Here is a 17,745-nt window from a genome sequence, read left to right on the forward strand (position 1 = left end):
AACATATCATGAACAAATGAGCCGGCAACGGGTTCATCGACTCTTCGTGTTGGCAAAGAAAAAGGAGCGGCGCATGGACGGCGCGCGCCACAGCATGCTTGCGCGCCTGAAAGGCGAAATCGACCGGCTTGAAAGCGGGACGGCCGAGACGCTGCGCCGCGTGTCGCTCGGTCATGCCGAAGCCGACGCCGTGTTGCAAGGCGGGCTGGTGCAGGGCGCCCTGCATGAAGTGTTTTGCGACGGGCATCACAGCGCGGCGGCGACCGGTTTCACCGCGGGCGTGGCGCGGCGGCTGGCCGAGCAGAGGTTCCTGCTGTGGATCCGCCAGGATTTTTCCGCACGTGAGAACGGCGAGCTGGCGATGGAAGGCTTTGCCGAACTCGGCCTCGACCCGCGCCGCCTGGTGATGGTGCGGGCTCATGATGCCGACAGCGCGCTGCGCGCCGCCGCCGATGCGCTGGCGTGTAACGGCCTCGGCGCGGTGATCACCGAGCTGTGGGGCGAGACCCGCGGCTTCGATCAAGTCGCCTCGCGAAAGCTGACTCTGGCGGCGCAGGACAGCGGCGTCACCGCGCTGATGCTGCGCATCGCCGCCGCGCCGCAGGCCTCGACTGCGGAGACGCGCTGGATGGTGCGCGCGGCGCATTCGCCGCCCAGCGAGGACTGGGGCGCGCCGGTACTGGAGACTTCGCTTATCCGCAATCGTCACGGCCAGACCGGCCATTGGATCATGGAATGGAACTGTGATGCGTGCCACTTCCGTGAACCGCAGACGCATCCTCGGCCTGTGGCTGCCGAGGTTGCCGACCGATCGGTTCGAACGTCAGTTACTTCTACCGGGCAGCGGCTCGCCGGCTGAGACGCCGCGCCCCCCGCGTGTCGTCGCCGCCAAGCGTGACAACGCGCTGGTGGTGGTTGCCTGCGACGCGCGCGCCAGTCAGGGCGGGGTGATGCCGGGGATGCCGCTCGCCACCGTGCGGGCGATGCATCCGGCGCTCGACGTCATCGATCACGATCCGCACGCCGATGCGGTGTTGCTGAATGCGGTCGCCGACTGGTGCGACCGCTTCACCCCGCTGGTGGCGCTCGACGGCGCCGACGGCTTGTTACTTGATATCACCGGCTGTGCGCATCTGTTCGGCGACGAAGCGGCGTTGCTCGATACGTTGACGGCGTCGCTGACCCGACAGGGTTTCGCCACCAGCGCGGCGATCGCCGGCACCGCGGTGGCGGCGCGGGCGCTGACCCGCGGCGCGTCGCGGACCATCGTGGCGCCGGGTGAGGAGAGGCGCGCGGTGGCGCCGCTGCCGGTGGCGGCGCTCGGCGTCGATGATGCCATCGTGCGCGGACTGCGCCGCGCCGGGCTCAAGACCATCGGCGAGGTGCTGGCGCGGCAATCGTCCGAACTCGCGGCGCGGTTCGGCGAAGGGTTTGTCGCGGTGCTGCGCCAGGCGACCGGCGACGACGACGCGCCGATCTCGCCGCGCCGGCCGGCGCCGGACTACGTGATCGACAAGCGGTTCCCTGAACCGGTCGCCACCATCGAGGTGATCCTGCCGACGCTGCTTGGGCTGGCCAAGCTCTTGATCGGCGCGATGGAGAAGAGCGGCAAGGGCGCGCGGCAGCTGGTCGCCAGCTTCTTCCGCAGCGACGGCGCGGTGCGCAGCATCAGCGTCGAAACCGGCCAGCCGGTGACGCGGGTCGAGGTGGTGCAGCGGCTGTTCGCCGAGAAGCTGGATGCGCTCGCCGATCCGCTCGATCCCGGCTTCGGCTACGATCTGATCCGGCTCGCCGCCAGCGTCAGCGTGACCACCACCGAGGCGCAGCGCGGCTTCGACACCCAGGCGCATCAGGCCGAGGACGTCGCTTTGCTGGCCGATACGCTGGCGGCGCGGCTCGGCGCCCGGCGCGTGGTGCGCTATTTGCCGCAGGACACGCATATTCCCGAACGCGCGGCGCTCGCCGTGCCGGTGCAGCACTGTCCGCCGGATGCCGGCGATGCACCGTGGCCGGCCCGCGCCGACGAGCCGCCGCTGCGTCCGCTGCGGCTGCTGCTGCAGCCCGAGCCGATCGAGGTGCTGGCCGGCGTGCCGGACGGCCCGCCCGCGCAGTTCATCTGGCGCCGCGTTACCCACCGCGTCGCCCGCGCCGAAGGCCCGGAGCGCATCGCCGCCGAATGGTGGCGCGCCGCCGAACCCGGCCTGACCCGCGATTACTTCCGCATCGAGGACGAAGCCGGCGCGCGGTTCTGGCTGTATCGCGACGGCCTCTACGCAGTCGAGGTGATGCCGCAGCAAGGCGGCACCGGCCAGCCGCGCTGGTACATGCACGGGCTGTTCGCGTGAGGTCGGCACATGCCTCTCCCCGTCATTGCGAGCGCAGCGAAGCAATCCAGACGCCGTGCCCGGCGCTCCTGGATTGCTTCGTCGGCTTCGCCTCCTCGCAATGACGAGGGGAGAAGCCCATGACCCCCCCGCGCTACGCCGAGATCGGCGTCACCACCAATTTCTCGTTCCTGGAGGGCGGCTCGCATCCGCAGGACTATGTGCATCAGGCGGGCGCGCTCGGGCTCGACGCCATCGGCATCGCCGACCGCAACACGCTGGCCGGCGTGGTCCGCGCCTATAGCGAGCTCGACAATGAGGAGGTGGTGCACAAGCCAAAACTGCTGATCGGCACCCGGCTGTGCTTCATCGACGGCACGCCGGACCTCTTGGCCTATCCGACCGACCGCGCCGCCTACGGCCGGCTCTGCCGCCTGCTCAGCGCCGGCAAGCTGCGCGCCGACAAGGGTGAGTGCCACCTGACGTTCGCCGATCTGGAAGCGTTCATCCACGAAGCTCCGACGACTTTCCATCAGCCTTCCGCCTCCATCCACCACTTCTCCCCGCCGTCAGGACCGGGCTCGTCCCGGCCATCCACGCCCGTGCTGCAGTTCCGCACGCAAGGCGTGGATGCCCGGCACAAGGCCGGGCATGACGGGGGGAGGGGCACGGCTGAAAGCTCGAAGATCTTGCTGGTGGTGATGCCGTCGTACCGCTTCCAGACCAAGGCGATCGCCCACGCCCTCACACGCCTCACCACCCTCACACCCGCCGTCTGGCTCGGCCTCGCGCCGTATTATCGCGGCGACGACAAGCGGCGGCTCGATCGGCTGCGCCGCATCGCGGCGGCGGCTCAGGTCCCGGGCATTGCCACCAACGACGTGCTGTATCACCACCCCGCGCGCCGCGCGCTGCAGGACGTGCTCACCTGTGTGCGCGACAAGACCACGATCGACAAGGCCGGCCGCCGGCTCGAGGGCAACGCCGAGCGGCATCTCAAGCCTGCCATCGAGATGGCGCGGCTGTTCCGGACCGATCCGGACGCCATAGCCGAAACGCTGCGGTTCGCGGACCGCATCAGCTTCACGCTGGACGAGCTGAAGTATCACTATCCCGACGAGCCGGTGCCGCCGGGCAAGACCGCGCAGCAGCATCTCGAAGACCTGACCTGGCAGGGCGTGAAGGATTACTTCCCGGACGGCCTCGGCGAAAAGCTGGAAGCGACGCTGCACAAAGAGCTCGCGATCATCAAGAAGCGCGGCTACGCGCATTACTTCCTCACCGTGCACGACATCGTCCGCTATGCGCGCTCGCAGGACATCCTGTGCCAGGGGCGCGGCTCGGCGGCGAATTCCTCGGTGTGCTACGTGCTCGGCATCACCTGCGTCGATCCGACCGAGATCGACCTGTTGTTCGAGCGCTTCGTCTCCGAGGAGCGTAACGAGCCGCCGGATATCGACGTCGATTTCGAGCATTCGCGCCGCGAAGAGGTGATGCAATACATCTATCGCCGCTACGGCCGGCATCGCGCCGCGATCGTCGCCACCGTGATCCACTATCGGCCGCGCTCGGCGATCCGCGACGTCGGCAAGGCGCTGGGCCTCAGCGAAGACGTCACCGCCGCGCTCGCCGACACGGTGTGGGGCTCGTGGGGCAAGGGCCTCAACGAAATGCAGGTGCGCCAGGCCGGGCTCGATCCGCAAAATCCCATGATCGTGCGCGCGGTCGAGCTCGCCACCGAGCTGATCGGCTTTCCGCGGCATCTGTCGCAGCATGTCGGCGGCTATGTGCTGACCCAGGACCGGCTTGATACGTACGTGCCGATCGGCAATGCGGCGATGGAAGGTCGCACCTTCATCGAGTGGGACAAGGACGACATCGACGCGGTGCAGATGATGAAGGTCGACGTGCTGGCACTCGGCATGCTGACCTGCCTGCGCAAGGGCTTTCATCTGATCGAGCAGCACAAGGGCGTGCGCTTCCAGCTGTCCGATATCAAGTCGGAGGACGACAACAGCGTGTACCAGATGCTGCAGCGTGGCGAGTCGCTCGGCGTGTTCCAGGTTGAGAGCCGGGCGCAGATGAACATGCTGCCGCGGCTCAAGCCGCGCTGCTTCTACGACCTCGTCATCGAAGTCGCGATCGTGCGGCCGGGGCCGATCCAGGGCGACATGGTGCATCCATACTTGCGGCGTCGGAACGGCCAGGAGCCGGTGGTGTATCCGCAGCCGTCCGGCGACGCCGGCGCTACCAACGAGTTGCAGCAGATCCTCGGCAAGACGCTCGGCGTGCCGCTGTTCCAGGAGCAGGCGATGCGCATCGCCATCGAGGCCGCGCACTTCACGCCCGACGAGGCCAATCAGCTGCGCCGTGCCATGGCGACGTTCCGCAACGTCGGCACCATCGGCAAGTTCGAGAGCAAGATGATCGGCAATCTGGTGGCGCGCGGCTATCCGAAGGAGTTCGCCGAGAACTGCTTCAACCAGATCAAGGGATTCGGCACCTACGGCTTTCCCGAAAGCCACGCCGCCAGCTTCGCTAAGCTGGTCTACGTCTCGTCCTGGATGAAGCATTTTCATCCCGACGCGTTCTGCTGCGCGCTGCTGAATTCGCAGCCGATGGGCTTCTACGCGCCGGCGCAGATCGTCGGCGATGCACGGACTAACAAAGTCGAGGTGCGGCCGGTCGACGTGTCGCACAGCGACGGCCAGTGCACGCTCGAAGAACCAACCGGCCCATATCACGCGGTGCGGCTCGGCTTCCGGATGATCGACGGCTTCCGCTGGGCCGATCCGGACGAGGAGCGGGTGCGGCGCGAAGCCGGCGAAGCGCCGAGCGACGACTGGGCGGCGCGCATCGTCGCGGCGCGGGCGCGGGGGCCGTTCGGCTCGCTCGAACACTTCGCCCGCATCACCGCGTTGCCGAAGCGCGCGCTGATCCTGCTGGCTGATGCCGACGCGTTCCGCTCGCTCGGGCTCGATCGCCGCGCCGCGCTGTGGGCGGTGCGGCGTTTGCCCGATGATGTGCCGCTGCCGCTGTTCGAGGCCGCCCAGGCGCGCGAGCAGCAGGACGAGCAGGCGGCGCCGCTGCCGCAGATGCCGATGGCCGAGCACGTCGTCGCCGATTATCAGACAGTGCGGCTGTCCCTGAAGGGGCATCCGTTGGAATTTCTGCGCGCGACGTTTGCGGCTGAGCGGGTCGTGACTTGCCGCGAGGTCTCGGACACCCGCCGCAACGGCCGCCGCGCGCGCTGCGCCGGCGTCGTGCTGGTGCGGCAGCGGCCGGGCAGCGCCAAGGGCGTGATCTTCATGACGATCGAGGACGAGACCGGCATCGCCAACATCGTGGTGTGGCCGGCGGTGATGGAGAAGTTTCGCAAGGAGGTGATGGGCGCCCGGCTGGTCTTGGTCGAAGGCCGGATCCAGGCGAGCCCGGAAGGCGTCGTGCATCTCGTCGCCGAGCGGCTGGTCGATCGCAGCTACGAGATGGGGCGCCTCGCCGACGGTCTGGTCCGCCCGGCGCTGCCGTCCGGATTGGAGCGCTACGAGCAATTGACCTCGGAGCGCAATCACGACGGCCTCAACAACGACCGCCGCGATCTGCCCGATGCGCCCGCGCAGAAAACCCGCCACCCCCGCGACGTCCGCATCCTGCCGCCGTCGCGGGATTTTCATTGAGGAGGGCGGCTTGCCGCTTAGGCCCCAAGCGGACGTTCAACGAGGATCGAGACCTTCCGAACCAAGAGTTAAGCGCTGCCGCCTTGCGCCGACGTCTCGTGCCAGCGCCGCCGGCGCGCCCAAGCGGCGCCGCAATACGGGCCTCTTGCAATTCGGGACCGATTGGTCCATATTGCGTGCATGATGGCTGTCAATTCGCAACTCCCCGTCGGTCGCCCCCGAGAGTTCGATGTCGACGAGGCGGTGCGGCGCGCCATGCAGATCTTCTGGAATCGTGGGTTTCACGACGCGTCGTTGCCTGATCTGCTCGCCGGGATGAAGCTTTCGAAGGGCAGTTTCTACAAAGCCTTCGGTGACAAGAAGTCGATCTTTCTGCGCGCTCTCGAACTCTACACCGAGGATGGCGTGCGAAACGTCAGCGAGGTTCTGCAATCGGATCCGTCGCCGAAGGCGGCCATCCGCAACGCACTCATCAGGTATGCGGACCTGTCGTCTGGAAGCAAGGGCGTCCGCGGATGCTTCGGCGTCTTGACCGCTGCTGAGTTGTTACCGGCAGATCCGGACGTTGCAGACCTGATCAAGCGCCTCTTCACTCGACTTCAAAGCTTGTTCGCCGCCACGGTCGCGAACGGGCAGGCTGCCGGCGAAATCAAGAATACGTCCGCCCCCGAGGTGATCGCCCACTTCATCGTCTCCCATGCACAAGGCATGCGGGTTCTCGGAAAAGTCGGATCACGTCGCGACGAGATGCTGAAGCATGTTGATCTCCTCATGGAGATCCTTTTTTAAAACCGCATTAGGAACCAAACGGTTCCTAATGCGGTTGTGTCGAAGTCGCGCTTGGCCCTTCGGAGGTTCGATGTTCGGTTATCCAGCAAGACAAACGCCGGCCCGGCGGCGGCATTGGATGGGGCGCTTGGGCTCCTGCCGCGTGCGTATTTGCCGCCCAACATCCGCCCGTGTGGTTTCCGCATTCCCCTTTGCGCGCCTCTCGGCGATCGGTGCACTTGCGATCTTGCTATCAGGTTGCGCCAGCAGCAGCGACCTGATCGAGACGGCGATCATCAGCCCGCCCACGGAGTACTCCGAACTCGTCGACGGGCTTCATACGATCCCGGCAGTCGACACCTCCGACATCGATCCAGCGATGTTGCGCCAGCGCGTCGACTACACCACGCGTGAGCCCGTCGGCACGATCGTCATCGATACGGCTGCTCGCCATCTCTACCTCGTGGAGGGTGACGGAAAGGCCATGCGCTACGGCATCGGAGTCGGCAAAGAAGGCCTGGCTTTCGCCGGCACCGCGATTATCAAGCGAAAGGCTGAATGGCCGCATTGGACCCCGACCAGGAACATGATGGAGCGGGAGCCTGCGCGCTACGGACATCTCGCCGGCGGGATGGTCGGCGGGCTCGCCAATCCGCTCGGCCCTCGCGCGCTGTACCTCTATCAGGGCGAGCGAGACACGATGTTCCGTATTCATGGAACGACCGAGCCCGAAACGATCGGTGGCGCCGTTTCGAGCGGATGCATTCGGCTGATCAATCAGGACATCATTGATCTCTATAGCCGGGTCAAAATCGGAAGCCGTGTCGTCGTCATCCAGGGCAGTCGAGCGATGAGTTCGTGAGGCTGGCCTTTGAGAGCAGAGAGTTGGTCGATCATGGCCGATAGGACGGTTCGCAGCGGCGGCGTCAGTGTGGCGCCGTCTGACAACAACCCGGAGAGAAACTCATGAAAACCTGGCTCATCACCGGCTGCTCGAGCGGCTTCGGCCGGCGGCTCGCAATCGCAGCCGCGCAGCGCGGCGATCAGGTCGTCGCGACGGCCCGCAATGTGGAGACGATCGTGGACATGGCCGAGCCTTTCGAAGGCCGCATGATCACCGTGCCGCTCGACGTGACCGATGCGGCGGCCGCCAAGGCCGCGGTCGCACAGGCGGTCGAGACTTTTGGCGGGTTCGACGTGCTGGTCAACAATGCCGGTTACGGATTGTTCGGCGCGATCGAGGAAGGCACGCCCGAGGAATATCGGCCGATGTTCGAGGTCAACGTCTTCGGCCTGATCGAAACTACCAGAGCCGCCCTTCCTGTGCTGCGACGTGCGGGCGGAACGATCGTCAACATGTCGTCGGGCGCCGGCATCGCCGGCGGCGGCGGGGGCGGTTACTACAACGCAGCCAAGTTCGCCGTGGAAGGGATCTCCGAAGCGCTCGCCGGCGAGCTCAAGCCGTTCGGCATCCGTGTGTTGATCGTCGAGCCCGGGCCGTTTCGCACCGATTTCCTCGGCCGCTCGATCACGGTCGCGGCCCACGAGATGCCGGAATATGCCGGGAGCTCGCGCCGGCACTATCGCGAAACCAACAATGGCAATCAGGCGGGCGATCCCGACAAGGCGATCGCGGTGATCCTGCAGGCGGTCGACGCCGATGACGCTCCGCTGCATCTGCCGCTCGGTCCGGTCGCGCACGCGATCGCCGAGCGCAAGCTGGCGGCCTTCCGCAGCGATATCGACGCCTGGCGCGCCATCACGATCGCCACGGATTTCGACCAGCGCTGAGCACTGGCCGCGCGCTCTGATTGAACGTCGCCAACATCGATTGGACAGCTATCATGATCGCAGCTTTGAAAGGCTTTACGCAGCAGCTGGTGCCGGTGAACGGCATCAGGATCAACGCCGTCACGGGCGGGTCCGGCCCGCCGATCCTGCTGCTACACGGCTGGCCGGAGACATGGTGGGAATGGCATCATGTGATGCCGCTGCTCGCCCCACATTTCAGCGTCGTTGCGATCGATCTGCGCGGCGCTGGGTTTTCCGACTGCCCGCAGGGCGGCTATGACAAGGCGACCATGGCGCGCGACGCACACGAAGTCATGATCGCCCTCGGGCATAACCGCTACGCCGTGTGCGGCCATGACATCGGCGGCATGGTGGCGCTGCCGCAGGCAGCGCTCTATCGCGACGCCGTGACCCACCTGGCCGTCCTCGACGTTCCGCTGCCCGGCTGGAGCGGATGGGTGGCGACGTCCGCAAGGCTGTGGCACTTCGGCTTCCACGCGAGCCGGGATCTGCCCGAGCGTCTGCTCCACGGCCGCGAATACGACTACGTATCGACCTTCATGGCCGAGCGGTTCTACGATCACAACAGCTTCAATCCGGCCGACATCGAGATCTACGCCAAAGCGATGGCGCTGCCGGGCCGCACCCGCGGCGGCATGGAATGGTATCGCAGCTTCGCCGCCGATCACGCGGCTGCGCTCGACTACAAGAAGCAACCGCTCGAAATCCCGGTGCTTGGCCTCGGCGGCGATCAGCGCTTCGGCCCGCAGATGGTCCCGATGCTCCAGGAGTTCGCCGGCAACGTCAGCGGCGGCTCGATCCCGCGATGCAGTCACTACGTCGCCGACGAACGGCCGGATGAAGTCGCGGCTGCTCTGATCGAGTTCGTCAGGCCCAACTGAACACTCTGCGCCCGCGCCGGTGTCCGCCGCGCGGATCGCGACGCTGCGGCCGCATTGCGCCCGTTCTCATCCCGAACAAACGAGACCATCAGAAAGGACGACTGTCATGACCACACCCGTCATTCGCGGCGTCAACCACATCGGCATCACGGTGCCCGACATCGAAGCCGCCAAATCGTTCCTGGTCGAAGCGTTCGGCGGCCAGGTGATCTATCAGTCCTTCGGACCGCAGGATCCGCCGCGGCGGGGCCCCGAGTTCGAACGGGCCGTCGGCGCTTTCCCCGGGACGGTCGTGCGCGGGCAGGCGATGGTCAAGCTCGGCACCGGCGCCGACATCGAGCTGTTCGAGATGCACGGCCCTGAGCAAGCCCAGCCGGTCCGCGCCAGCGACTTCGGCATCACCCACTTCGCGCTCTACACCGACGATATCGATGCCGCGGTCGCGCGGTTCGAAAAGGCCGGAGGCACTTCGCTCACCGCACCGCGCGAGATCCCCTATGCCACGGAGAAAGGCCCTGGCAACAGAGTCTGCTACTGCCGCATGCCCTGGGGCACGACGATCGAGTTTATCACCACGCCCGCCCGCATGGCCTATCACGACCAGACCGATCTGCGCAGATGGCAGGACGAGGAGTGAGGCGGGTGAGGGCGCCGAGTCGAGCAGTCGATATGCCTGCACTCGGTTCGGCTCGGCATTCGCCCCGTCGCCTGTCGTTGCCAAGCAGTGATCCACCGGCGCTGCTGTCTCGACCGTGATCTGCGCCCGAACCGATCGCGCGAGCTGCCTCCGGACGATTTCACATCCTGTCGTGACCATCGAATAGCGCAATCAGAAAGTCCTCTCATGGCAAACGCAACAATGGTCGTCACCTGCAGCGGCGGCACATACTTCGATCGGGACTACTATGTCGATGTGCACCTGCCGCTCGCCCTCGCACACTGGCAAAAGCACGGCCTCGAAAGCGCCGCCGCCTTCTTCCCCCGATCCGTCGATGCGGAAGACGTGTCGGTCGGAGTCTACCAGTTTCGTGACGAAGCGGCGCTCCGCGCTGCGCTCGCATCGGCCGACGCCAAAGCAGTCATGGACGATGTCCCCCGATTCACCGACGCTAACGTGTCCCGGATGATCGGAGCGCCGCTGTGATGGGGGGGCTAAGCAGAGATGGGATACGTCCGCCGCAACCGATGCGGATCACACCGCATCATCGGCGAAATTGTTGCTGTTGGCGCTTGTCCAGCGGAGTGTCGCCCGTCGACGTCCGCTTATGACCCAAAGGGGACCTCGGGCGGCTACGGCGCAAGAACGGCTGTCGCCAGCAGACAAAAGGCACCGCCTGTCTACTCCCAGTTCCAGCAATGCCTGCGCGTTCTAGTATTGCGTTTCGTTGAATTGCCGCGCTTCAGACCAACAGGAAGAAACCCGTCCACTTCCGATTGGAAGGGAGGGTTTCCTATACGACGTTGGGTTCTCCAGGTATGCCGAAAAGGACGACCTGGACCTTAATGGACCGGCTATGGCGGCAGCGCGGGAAGCTCGCCATCTATGAGGACGCGCTCGAAGACGCAGCGCGCAAGGGAGGCTGATTGCATGAAGGCCTCTGGGTCGAGTTGCCGGGCAGCATGCACGACCTTACTTCGCCACCGATACATCTCGTCCACTACTTCATAGGCCTGTGCCTTGTCCTCAGTTGAAGCGCCGACGTAGTCTGAAAGAGCGGTCGCGATCGACTTCGTCTTTTGTGAAACGGAGCTGATACCGAAGAGAACCTCCATCGCGGTCCAAATGAGCGTCATCGCTTGTTCTATGCTCGGGCTCCAAGAAGCCGCATCGAAGAGGCTGAAGGCGCGGTAGAAGCGGTCCTGATGATAGAGGCGTCCTGCCGGGGGAAGCAGGTCGCGGACGAAAGACAGGTCGTCCTCAGTAGCCGTCCACGATTCAGTTTTGAATACGCCAAGGTGCTGCTGTGCGTCCTCGAAGGCGTGCGCCAGAGCCGTCCGCCACTGTGCGCCCATTTCCATGAATGGCATGCTGCCGACCACTGCCATACGTACCGGCGCGTACACTCTTAATCGGAAGAGAGCCGCGACAAGCCACGCCGTCAGGGTAGGGGTCAGAGAACTGACGACGCCGTTCCCATTAATTGTCAGCTCTACCCGACTTTTGAATGAAAACCCGCCATTCACCGCTACCCAAGGCGTAGGATGAGCCGTACCCATTTTGATCGGGGGAGCGAAGGCCATCATCGGGGCGTCGAAGATGTCGACGTATACGCGGCGTAAGAGCAGTCCCGGGCCGAGGTCGTAAGTTTCTCCTGGCAACTCTAAAGCGGTCAGGCACCCGTACAGAGGCGCGCTGTCGGGATTCCATGCCCGACGCGTCGCCGCACGCTTCATGATTTCAAAGGGGTCATATCCCATCGACTGGCCCATATCGCGAAGGTTCCGAGTGTTGCTGTTGAGAGCAAGCTGCGTAGAAAGGGGCGTGCATTGGAGCCGACGGTCTAATCCGCCCTAGCTCGACAAATTCTCGACCACGGCAAAGATAGTGTCCAGCACTGCTAGTTGATAGCTACTTAAACTCGTAGGCAGACTTGTCGCGCCGGTTGATCGTTAGATAGTAGTCCTTGCCCTTTATCTCGGCGTTCATGGCTTCCATGGCCTGGCTGATGGTGCAGCGGCGAAGCTCAATCGACTGCTGAAGCACGCCGTCTTTCCAGTAGTCGGAATCGATAGAATGATGGCCCAACCTGCTGAGCACTCGGTCCTCGATTTCGCCTGCTCGCTCGATTTCTACGGCATAGATGACTTCCCAGTCGCGTGCGGCTCCATGTCCCTCGGCGCAGATTTGGCGAATGCGCTGCCCTAGGTCTTTGCAGACACCAATCTTGATAAGACGGGCGTGCAAAGATCCCGCAATGTAGAGGTGCTGCTTAAGTCTGAACCGGTTGGCGAAAGCGAGGATCTTTGTGTCGCACTGTACGCAATGGCCCTTTGTGGACCTGAGCCTGTGCCCCGCTTTTCGGCATCTGGTGCCGAGCGCAATCGTCTTGCCTCTCTCTTTGATCTCCTGAAACCACATTCGCTGGGCATATGCCGAACGTCCATGACGTCATTCGGTCCGAGGCCCTGGCTCGTCAGAAACTTCAGCTCGCTTGCGGTAAGAAGGTCTTCCATTTTCGGCCCTCGACAGAAGCGTCGCAGTATACGACAGTCAGCCGGATAGCTTAATAAGCATGTGGTGCTCTAACCCTTCGCTGCTTGACTTCGGAAGTGTGCCCCGCAGCAGCGCGGAAATCCTGCGAAGCCTCTTTGAGTGTGGTCAAATCAGTTCGGGGAGGCTTTAGTTGGTCGATAATTTCGTCAAGATCATCACCGCCATCGCAACACTCATCAATTCCCTAGCATGGCCACTTGTCGTCGCCTGGCTCATTTGGAGATTTGCGCCGGTAGTCCGTGACTTTCTTGCAAATATATCCGAAGGTTCTGTAAAGGCTTTTGGTGTCGAGGCGTCAGCAAAGCGGAGGGCGGCCGAGGCCATTGCGATAGCCGACCTCAAGCAAGAACTGCCTTCGTCGCCTGCCACCCTGAAGTTTCTTGCGCAGGCTCAAAACCGCATTCGCTACACGGAAAACATCACCCAAATTTTTCCGGTAGAATCTCTGCGCGGAAAGCGGATCTTGTGGGTCGACGATGAACCAGAAAGCAATTGGTTCGAACGCAGTGCGTTGACCGAACTTGGTTTAGACCTTCACATCGTCACAGATCTGGACGCCGCGCTGCGATCACTAGCAGAAAGAAGGTTCGATGCAGCCATAATCGTTCCAAGGCATATCGTGGTGGCTGAGGCTTGGAAGCAACTTGAACGTCAGCTCTACCAGCGAAGTATCCCTGTTGTCGTTTATGACCCTGAACGTCCGCACAATTGGCCCGAGGCCCTTCTAAGCCCAGCGGTGTACTCAGTTGCTACCGACGCTTCGGACCTGCTTGTAACCGTTTCAGGAGCCTTGCAAGGCCTTCACGCATCATCTGACCGAATGCTCTATTGGGTTGAGAATATCGAGCGTATTAGAAGCGTCTTGGGACATCGGATCAAAAAATAGGCTCTTTGCTCTTTTAACGACAAGGTGATCTGCCGGTGCATGGCTGATTTGAGTGTGTTGCCCATGTCGCGACTCTCTAGATCAGCCCAACGTCTGTGCCAAAGGTATTCACCACGCTTCGACCGGATTCATTGTCCTCTAAGCGCTGCAGTTGCTCACGTCCGCTCCTGGCCCGTTGCAGACAAGATGAGTTTGCCTCATCCGCTCCGACCCATCAAATTTTCCCGTCCCGATATATTGACAAAATTCCTACCATGACTATATTCCCTTCCGTCCTGTCCGGCGAGGGGCGCATCATGAGGCGTCTTGGTGTGGGGCAGATCGGTCGGCTGGGCAACCAGCCGGGCGAGCCTGGCGAAGCCAGCACTGGCTGGCGAAGTCGGGTCGACGCGGCGTCCTGCGCGCGGGTCTCGCAAGCCTGCGTCCGGGAGGCATCGGGTCTCCGTCCGAGCCTACTACGAGGCTCCGCGACTTATTAGCTCGCTGGACGAGGGACGGGTGAAGGCGGGGAAAGCCCGTCGGATGAAACGATGCAAAACATCGAGCCCGTCGCCGGAAGCACGGACCTGATCGCCCAAAACCGCCGCCGGTGGCGCGCCGCAAGGCGACGCGCGGGCGTGGCGTTGCTCTCGCAAGGCGACGACATGACCGCGAACCACTACCTGTTTGCGCCGCGCGGCGCGCCGCCTCCCCTCGGGGAGGAGCTTCCCTGCAACACTCGGGCGCAGCGCGCCGCGAGGCCGAAAACGCTTGGCTGCGATGCGCGACACGCCGAGCCGAAGCCTGCTAATCAGATCGCCATTCCGCGACGGCAAGGATTCGACGTCATGCAATCTTCCCGCGATCTACTCACCGAGCTGTGGACCTCTGTTGGCGGCGATGCCGCTGCGCTCTCGCGCGTCACGCTGACCGGCGACGAGCCGCAGCTGCCGTCGTCGTTTCGCGTCGATGCCGCCGCGCAGGTGTCGATCGCGGCGAGCGCGATGGCGGCGGCCCAGATCTGGCAGATGCGCAGCGGGCAGGCGCAGAGCATCGGCGTCGACATCCGCCACGCCGCGATCGAGTGCCGGTCCGAGCGTTACTTGCGGCGTGACGGCGAACCGCCGCCGCCGATGTGGGATCCGATCGCCGGCGTGTACCAGGTCAAGGGCGGCCGTTACGTTCGCCTGCATACGAACTTCCCGCATCACCGCGACGCGATCTGCAAGGTGCTGAACTGCGATGCGACCCGAGACGCCGTGCAGGGCGCGCTAACGAGCTGGGACGGCGAGGCGCTCGAGACCGCGGCCTACGCGGCCGGCGGCGTGGTGGCGCTGATGCGCTCGCGCGACGAATGGCAGGCGCTGCCGCAGGCCATGGCGCTGGCCGGGCTGCCGCTGGTGGAAATCAGCAGGATCGGCGAGTCGGCGCCGAAGCCGTGGCCGGCGGGTGATCGGCCGCTGGCCGGGCTGCGGGTGCTGGATCTGTCGCGGGTGATCGCCGGCCCGGTCGCCGGCCGCACGCTGGCGGCGCACGGCGCGGACGTGATGCTGGTGTCGAGTCCGAAGCTCCCGTCGATCCCGTGGCTGGTGATCGACACCGGCCGCGGCAAGCTGTCGAGCTACGCCGATCTGACGACGCCCGAGGGGCACGGCGCGCTGCGCGAGTTGCTGAGTGAGGCCGATATCTTCAGCCAGGGCTATCGGCCGCGCTCGCTCGCCGCGCTCGGTTTCTCGCCTGAAGAGGCGGCCGCGATCAATCCGGGCATCGTCTACGTGTCGCTGTCGGCCTATGGCCGCAGTGGACCGTGGGCGGAGCGGCGCGGCTTCGATTCCCTGGTGCAATGCGCCACCGGCTTCAATCATGCCGAAGGGCAGGCGGCCGGCGTGAGTGGACCGAAGGAATTGCCGATGCAGATCCTCGATCACGCCACCGGCTATCTGATGGCGTTCGGCGCGATGATCGCCAGGGCGCGGCAGGCGCGCGAGGGCGGCAGCTGGCACGTCGAGGTGTCGTTGGCCCGGACCGGGCAATGGCTGTGGCAGATGGGGCGGCTGCCCGAGGGACTCGCGACGCCGGACATCACTCCAGCAGCAGCGGCTCCTCATCTTGCATCGCTGCCGTCCGGCTTCGGGATGCTGACGGCGGTGCGGCACGCGGCGGAGATGTCGAAAACGCCGGCGCACTGGGCCTTGCCGTCGGTGCCGCTCGGCGCGAGCCCGCCGCATTGGCCGGTGCACGGTTGAAGGTCTCGCCGAGCTCAGCGGCGCAGCGCGGGCAGAAGCCGTCGCCATGGGCTTGATGCGGCACGGCGTCGGACATCTTGGCGGCGACGAACCGCACGCCGGCGAGCTCGCCGTCGCGCCAGATCGGCTTGCACACGCGATACACCGATCCGGACGGCGTCAGCCGCAGCACGAAGCAGTCGCTCAGCTGCTGAGAGCCGAGCCAGAGGCAGGCCCCGCCTTCCGACACGTCGACCAGATAGCAGTCGACAGGTTGAGTATCGGGCGCCAGCACCACCGACGCTGGCCGGTTCAGCATGACCCTTTTGTGCCCATGTCGCCGCCTGTCAGCTTCGACCATCACCACGACCGACCCCCCGGTTGTATGATCCGAATTAGACAATCGGCACTCTAGGACAGCGGTTTCATAGTAAGGTAGAAAAGCGCGGCCGAGGGTTAACGAGAAATTGACCCGGTTAATCGGCCATTCAGGTTTCTTTCGTTACGAACATCCATCCGGGCGTGTTCAGCCAGGGTGGTGCGCTGCAGTGCTGGAAATTCGATGTGATCGGCGCTTTTTTGATTGGCCCGTCACATGAACTCGGCATGATGAGCCGCCGGGAGGCAACGCGGCGATCAAGCCGGATCTCGAGCTGGGCCATGCTGAACGATTTCACTCAACGTCTGCGGACATCGCCGCGCAAATGGCTGGTGCTGGCCGGCTGCTTGACGGCAGGCGCGGCCGTTGCCGGCTACGGCATGATCCAGAGCTTCGAAGCCCCCGAAGTGCATTCGGAGATTTCCAGCCAGTCGCGCCGCAGCGCCGATCGCTACACGCCGAGCCCGTCCGAATGGGCCAGCCTGACGATCGAGCCGGTGAGTGATTTCAGCTTCCGTGCCGAACACATCACCGAAGGCAAGATCGCCATCGACGAGGATCGCTCGACGCCGGTATTCTCGCCGTATGCCGGGCGAGTGACCAAGCTGCTGGCGCGCCCCGGTGATCACGTCCAGCAGGGCCAGCCGCTGTTCACCATCGAGGCGCCCGATACGGTGCAGGCGCAGAACGATTTCATCGTCGCCTCGACCGCGCTCAACAAAGCCAAATCGCAACTCGAACTGGCGCAGCTGCAGGACAAGCGGGCCCGCGATCTGTTCGAAGGCAAGGCGGTGCCGCTGAAGGATTATCAGCAGGCGCAGACCACGCTGATCGGCGCGCAGAACGACATGCAGTCGGCCACCACGGCGCTCGAAGCGGCGCGCAACCGGCTGCGCATCCTCGGCCTCACCGAGGCGGCGATCGCTGCCTTCCAGGACAAGGGCAAGATCAATCCCGAGACCACGATCTACGCGCCGATCGCCGGCACGGTCGTGCAGCGCAAGATCGGCCCCGGCCAATACGTCAACGCCGGCGCCAGCGATCCGGTGTTCGTGATCGGCGATTTGTCGACGGTGTGGCTCACCGCTTTCGTTCGCGAGTCGGAGGCGGCCGCGGTCGAGATCGGCCAGGACGTCAGCTTCAAGGTGCTGGCGCTGCCGAACCGCACGCTGACGGCCCGGGTCAACTACGTCGCCACGGCGATCGACCCGAACACGCGCCGACTGATGGTCCGCGCCACGCTGGACAATCCGGACGGCGCGCTGAAGCCGGAAATGTTCGCCAACGTCACGATCTATTCGGCGTCCGACCACCCAGCGGTCGGCGTGCCGCGCACCGCGCTGATCTATGAAGGCGACCAGGTCCGCGTCTGGGTCGCCCGCGACGATCGCTCGATCGAGCTGCGGACCATCAAGCCGGGTCTCACCGCGGGCAATCTGGTCGAAGTGATCGGCAACCTGAAGCCCGGCGAGAAGATCGTCACCAAGGGCAGCCTGTTCATCGACCGCGCTGCCACCGGCTGATGGCCGCCCGCGCGTGCTGCGTACTTCTCCTTCCTGATCTCCTCTCTTGCTCTCATCTGATCGTATCCTGCCCGAGA

The 17,745-nt window shown here is 64.6% G+C and carries 14 protein-coding genes and 1 pseudogene; 12 read left to right on the forward strand and 3 right to left on the reverse strand.

Translation table 11 applies throughout. The features are described from left to right. Positions 1–73: 73 nt before the first annotated feature. The 9 genes from D4Q52_RS12135 (at position 74) to D4Q52_RS12175 (ending at position 10,606) form a co-directional block, all read left to right on the forward strand. Positions 74–859, forward strand: a complete 786-nt coding sequence (locus tag D4Q52_RS12135; RefSeq protein WP_119856829.1) for an ImuA family protein — start codon at positions 74–76, stop codon at positions 857–859. Further along, positions 747–2,345: a Y-family DNA polymerase gene (locus D4Q52_RS12140; RefSeq protein ID WP_119856830.1), complete on the forward strand. Its 1,599-nt coding sequence runs from the start codon at positions 747–749 to the stop codon at positions 2,343–2,345. Before D4Q52_RS12135 ends, D4Q52_RS12140 begins: the two co-directional genes overlap by 113 nt. Positions 2,346–2,464: 119 nt before the next feature. After that, positions 2,465–6,001 (forward strand): error-prone DNA polymerase, encoded by a 3,537-nt coding sequence (locus D4Q52_RS12145; protein ID WP_119856831.1) that lies wholly within the window; start codon positions 2,465–2,467, stop codon positions 5,999–6,001. Positions 6,002–6,181: 180 nt separating this feature from the next. Next, positions 6,182–6,790 (forward strand): TetR/AcrR family transcriptional regulator, encoded by a 609-nt coding sequence (locus tag D4Q52_RS12150; protein WP_119856832.1) that lies wholly within the window; start codon positions 6,182–6,184, stop codon positions 6,788–6,790. A gap of 172 nt (positions 6,791–6,962) precedes the next feature. Then, positions 6,963–7,631 (forward strand): L,D-transpeptidase, encoded by a 669-nt coding sequence (locus tag D4Q52_RS12155; protein ID WP_234831180.1) that lies wholly within the window; start codon positions 6,963–6,965, stop codon positions 7,629–7,631. A 104-nt stretch (positions 7,632–7,735) separates the two neighbouring features. Beyond that, a complete protein-coding gene (locus D4Q52_RS12160) occupies positions 7,736–8,560 on the forward strand; it encodes an oxidoreductase (protein ID WP_119856834.1) in 825 nt (274 codons plus the stop codon). A 53-nt stretch (positions 8,561–8,613) separates the two neighbouring features. Next, on the forward strand, positions 8,614–9,462 hold the full coding sequence (locus tag D4Q52_RS12165; RefSeq protein WP_119856953.1) for an alpha/beta fold hydrolase: 849 nt from the start codon (positions 8,614–8,616) through the stop codon (positions 9,460–9,462). 106 nt (positions 9,463–9,568) lie between these two features. Continuing rightward, positions 9,569–10,099, forward strand: coding sequence for a VOC family protein (locus tag D4Q52_RS12170; protein ID WP_119856835.1), 531 nt, complete (start codon positions 9,569–9,571; stop codon positions 10,097–10,099). A gap of 222 nt (positions 10,100–10,321) precedes the next feature. Beyond that, positions 10,322–10,606 carry a hypothetical protein gene (locus tag D4Q52_RS12175; RefSeq protein WP_119856836.1) on the forward strand — a complete coding sequence of 95 codons (285 nt, stop codon included), beginning with the start codon at positions 10,322–10,324 and terminating at the stop codon, positions 10,604–10,606. Between the two features lie 368 nt (positions 10,607–10,974). Here the strand turns inward: D4Q52_RS12175 and D4Q52_RS12180 are convergent, their stop codons facing one another. Continuing rightward, positions 10,975–11,892: a hypothetical protein gene (locus tag D4Q52_RS12180; protein ID WP_119856837.1), complete on the reverse strand. Its 918-nt coding sequence runs from the start codon at positions 11,890–11,892 to the stop codon at positions 10,975–10,977. Between the two features lie 139 nt (positions 11,893–12,031). Then, positions 12,032–12,541, reverse strand: coding sequence for a GIY-YIG nuclease family protein (locus D4Q52_RS12185; protein WP_119856838.1), 510 nt, complete (start codon positions 12,539–12,541; stop codon positions 12,032–12,034). Between the two features lie 265 nt (positions 12,542–12,806). Here D4Q52_RS12185 and D4Q52_RS12190 point away from each other — a divergent pair, with 265 nt between their 5' ends. Continuing rightward, on the forward strand, positions 12,807–13,562 hold the full coding sequence (locus tag D4Q52_RS12190) for a response regulator (protein ID WP_119856839.1): 756 nt from the start codon (positions 12,807–12,809) through the stop codon (positions 13,560–13,562). A gap of 827 nt (positions 13,563–14,389) precedes the next feature. Next, the gene (locus D4Q52_RS12195; RefSeq protein WP_119856954.1) at positions 14,390–15,787 is read left to right on the forward strand and encodes a CoA transferase; all 1,398 of its coding nucleotides are present in this window, start codon (positions 14,390–14,392) and stop codon (positions 15,785–15,787) included. 97 nt (positions 15,788–15,884) lie between these two features. Here the strand turns inward: D4Q52_RS12195 and D4Q52_RS27000 are convergent. After that, positions 15,885–16,127 (reverse strand): annotated as a pseudogene (locus tag D4Q52_RS27000) (PilZ domain-containing protein); the annotation flags it as partial. A 398-nt stretch (positions 16,128–16,525) separates the two neighbouring features. Between D4Q52_RS27000 and D4Q52_RS12205 the strand changes: the two are divergent. Continuing rightward, positions 16,526–17,668 (forward strand): efflux RND transporter periplasmic adaptor subunit, encoded by a 1,143-nt coding sequence (locus D4Q52_RS12205; protein ID WP_425328483.1) that lies wholly within the window; start codon positions 16,526–16,528, stop codon positions 17,666–17,668. Positions 17,669–17,745 lie beyond the last annotated feature (77 nt).

The sequence above is a fragment of the Rhodopseudomonas palustris genome (assembly GCF_003591005.1).
Classification (GTDB): domain Bacteria; phylum Pseudomonadota; class Alphaproteobacteria; order Rhizobiales; family Xanthobacteraceae; genus Rhodopseudomonas; species Rhodopseudomonas palustris_K.

What these genes read in the sequence shown, in the direction of transcription:
- D4Q52_RS12170 (WP_119856835.1), top strand. Translation starts at nt 9,569, where the DNA reads ATGACCACACCCGTCATTCGCGGCGTCAACCACATCGGCATCACGGTG.
- D4Q52_RS12165 (WP_119856953.1), top strand. Translation starts at nt 8,614, where the DNA reads ATGATCGCAGCTTTGAAAGGCTTTACGCAGCAGCTGGTGCCGGTGAAC.
- D4Q52_RS12135 (WP_119856829.1), top strand. Translation starts at nt 74, where the DNA reads ATGGACGGCGCGCGCCACAGCATGCTTGCGCGCCTGAAAGGCGAAATC.
- D4Q52_RS12145 (WP_119856831.1), top strand. Translation starts at nt 2,465, where the DNA reads ATGACCCCCCCGCGCTACGCCGAGATCGGCGTCACCACCAATTTCTCG.
- D4Q52_RS12175 (WP_119856836.1), top strand. Translation starts at nt 10,322, where the DNA reads ATGGTCGTCACCTGCAGCGGCGGCACATACTTCGATCGGGACTACTAT.
- D4Q52_RS12185 (WP_119856838.1), bottom strand. Translation starts at nt 12,541, where the DNA reads ATGTGGTTTCAGGAGATCAAAGAGAGAGGCAAGACGATTGCGCTCGGC.
- D4Q52_RS12140 (WP_119856830.1), top strand. Translation starts at nt 747, where the DNA reads ATGCGTGCCACTTCCGTGAACCGCAGACGCATCCTCGGCCTGTGGCTG.
- D4Q52_RS12195 (WP_119856954.1), top strand. Translation starts at nt 14,390, where the DNA reads ATGCAATCTTCCCGCGATCTACTCACCGAGCTGTGGACCTCTGTTGGC.
- D4Q52_RS12150 (WP_119856832.1), top strand. Translation starts at nt 6,182, where the DNA reads ATGATGGCTGTCAATTCGCAACTCCCCGTCGGTCGCCCCCGAGAGTTC.
- D4Q52_RS12160 (WP_119856834.1), top strand. Translation starts at nt 7,736, where the DNA reads ATGAAAACCTGGCTCATCACCGGCTGCTCGAGCGGCTTCGGCCGGCGG.
- D4Q52_RS12205 (WP_425328483.1), top strand. Translation starts at nt 16,526, where the DNA reads ATGATCCAGAGCTTCGAAGCCCCCGAAGTGCATTCGGAGATTTCCAGC.
- D4Q52_RS12180 (WP_119856837.1), bottom strand. Translation starts at nt 11,892, where the DNA reads ATGGGCCAGTCGATGGGATATGACCCCTTTGAAATCATGAAGCGTGCG.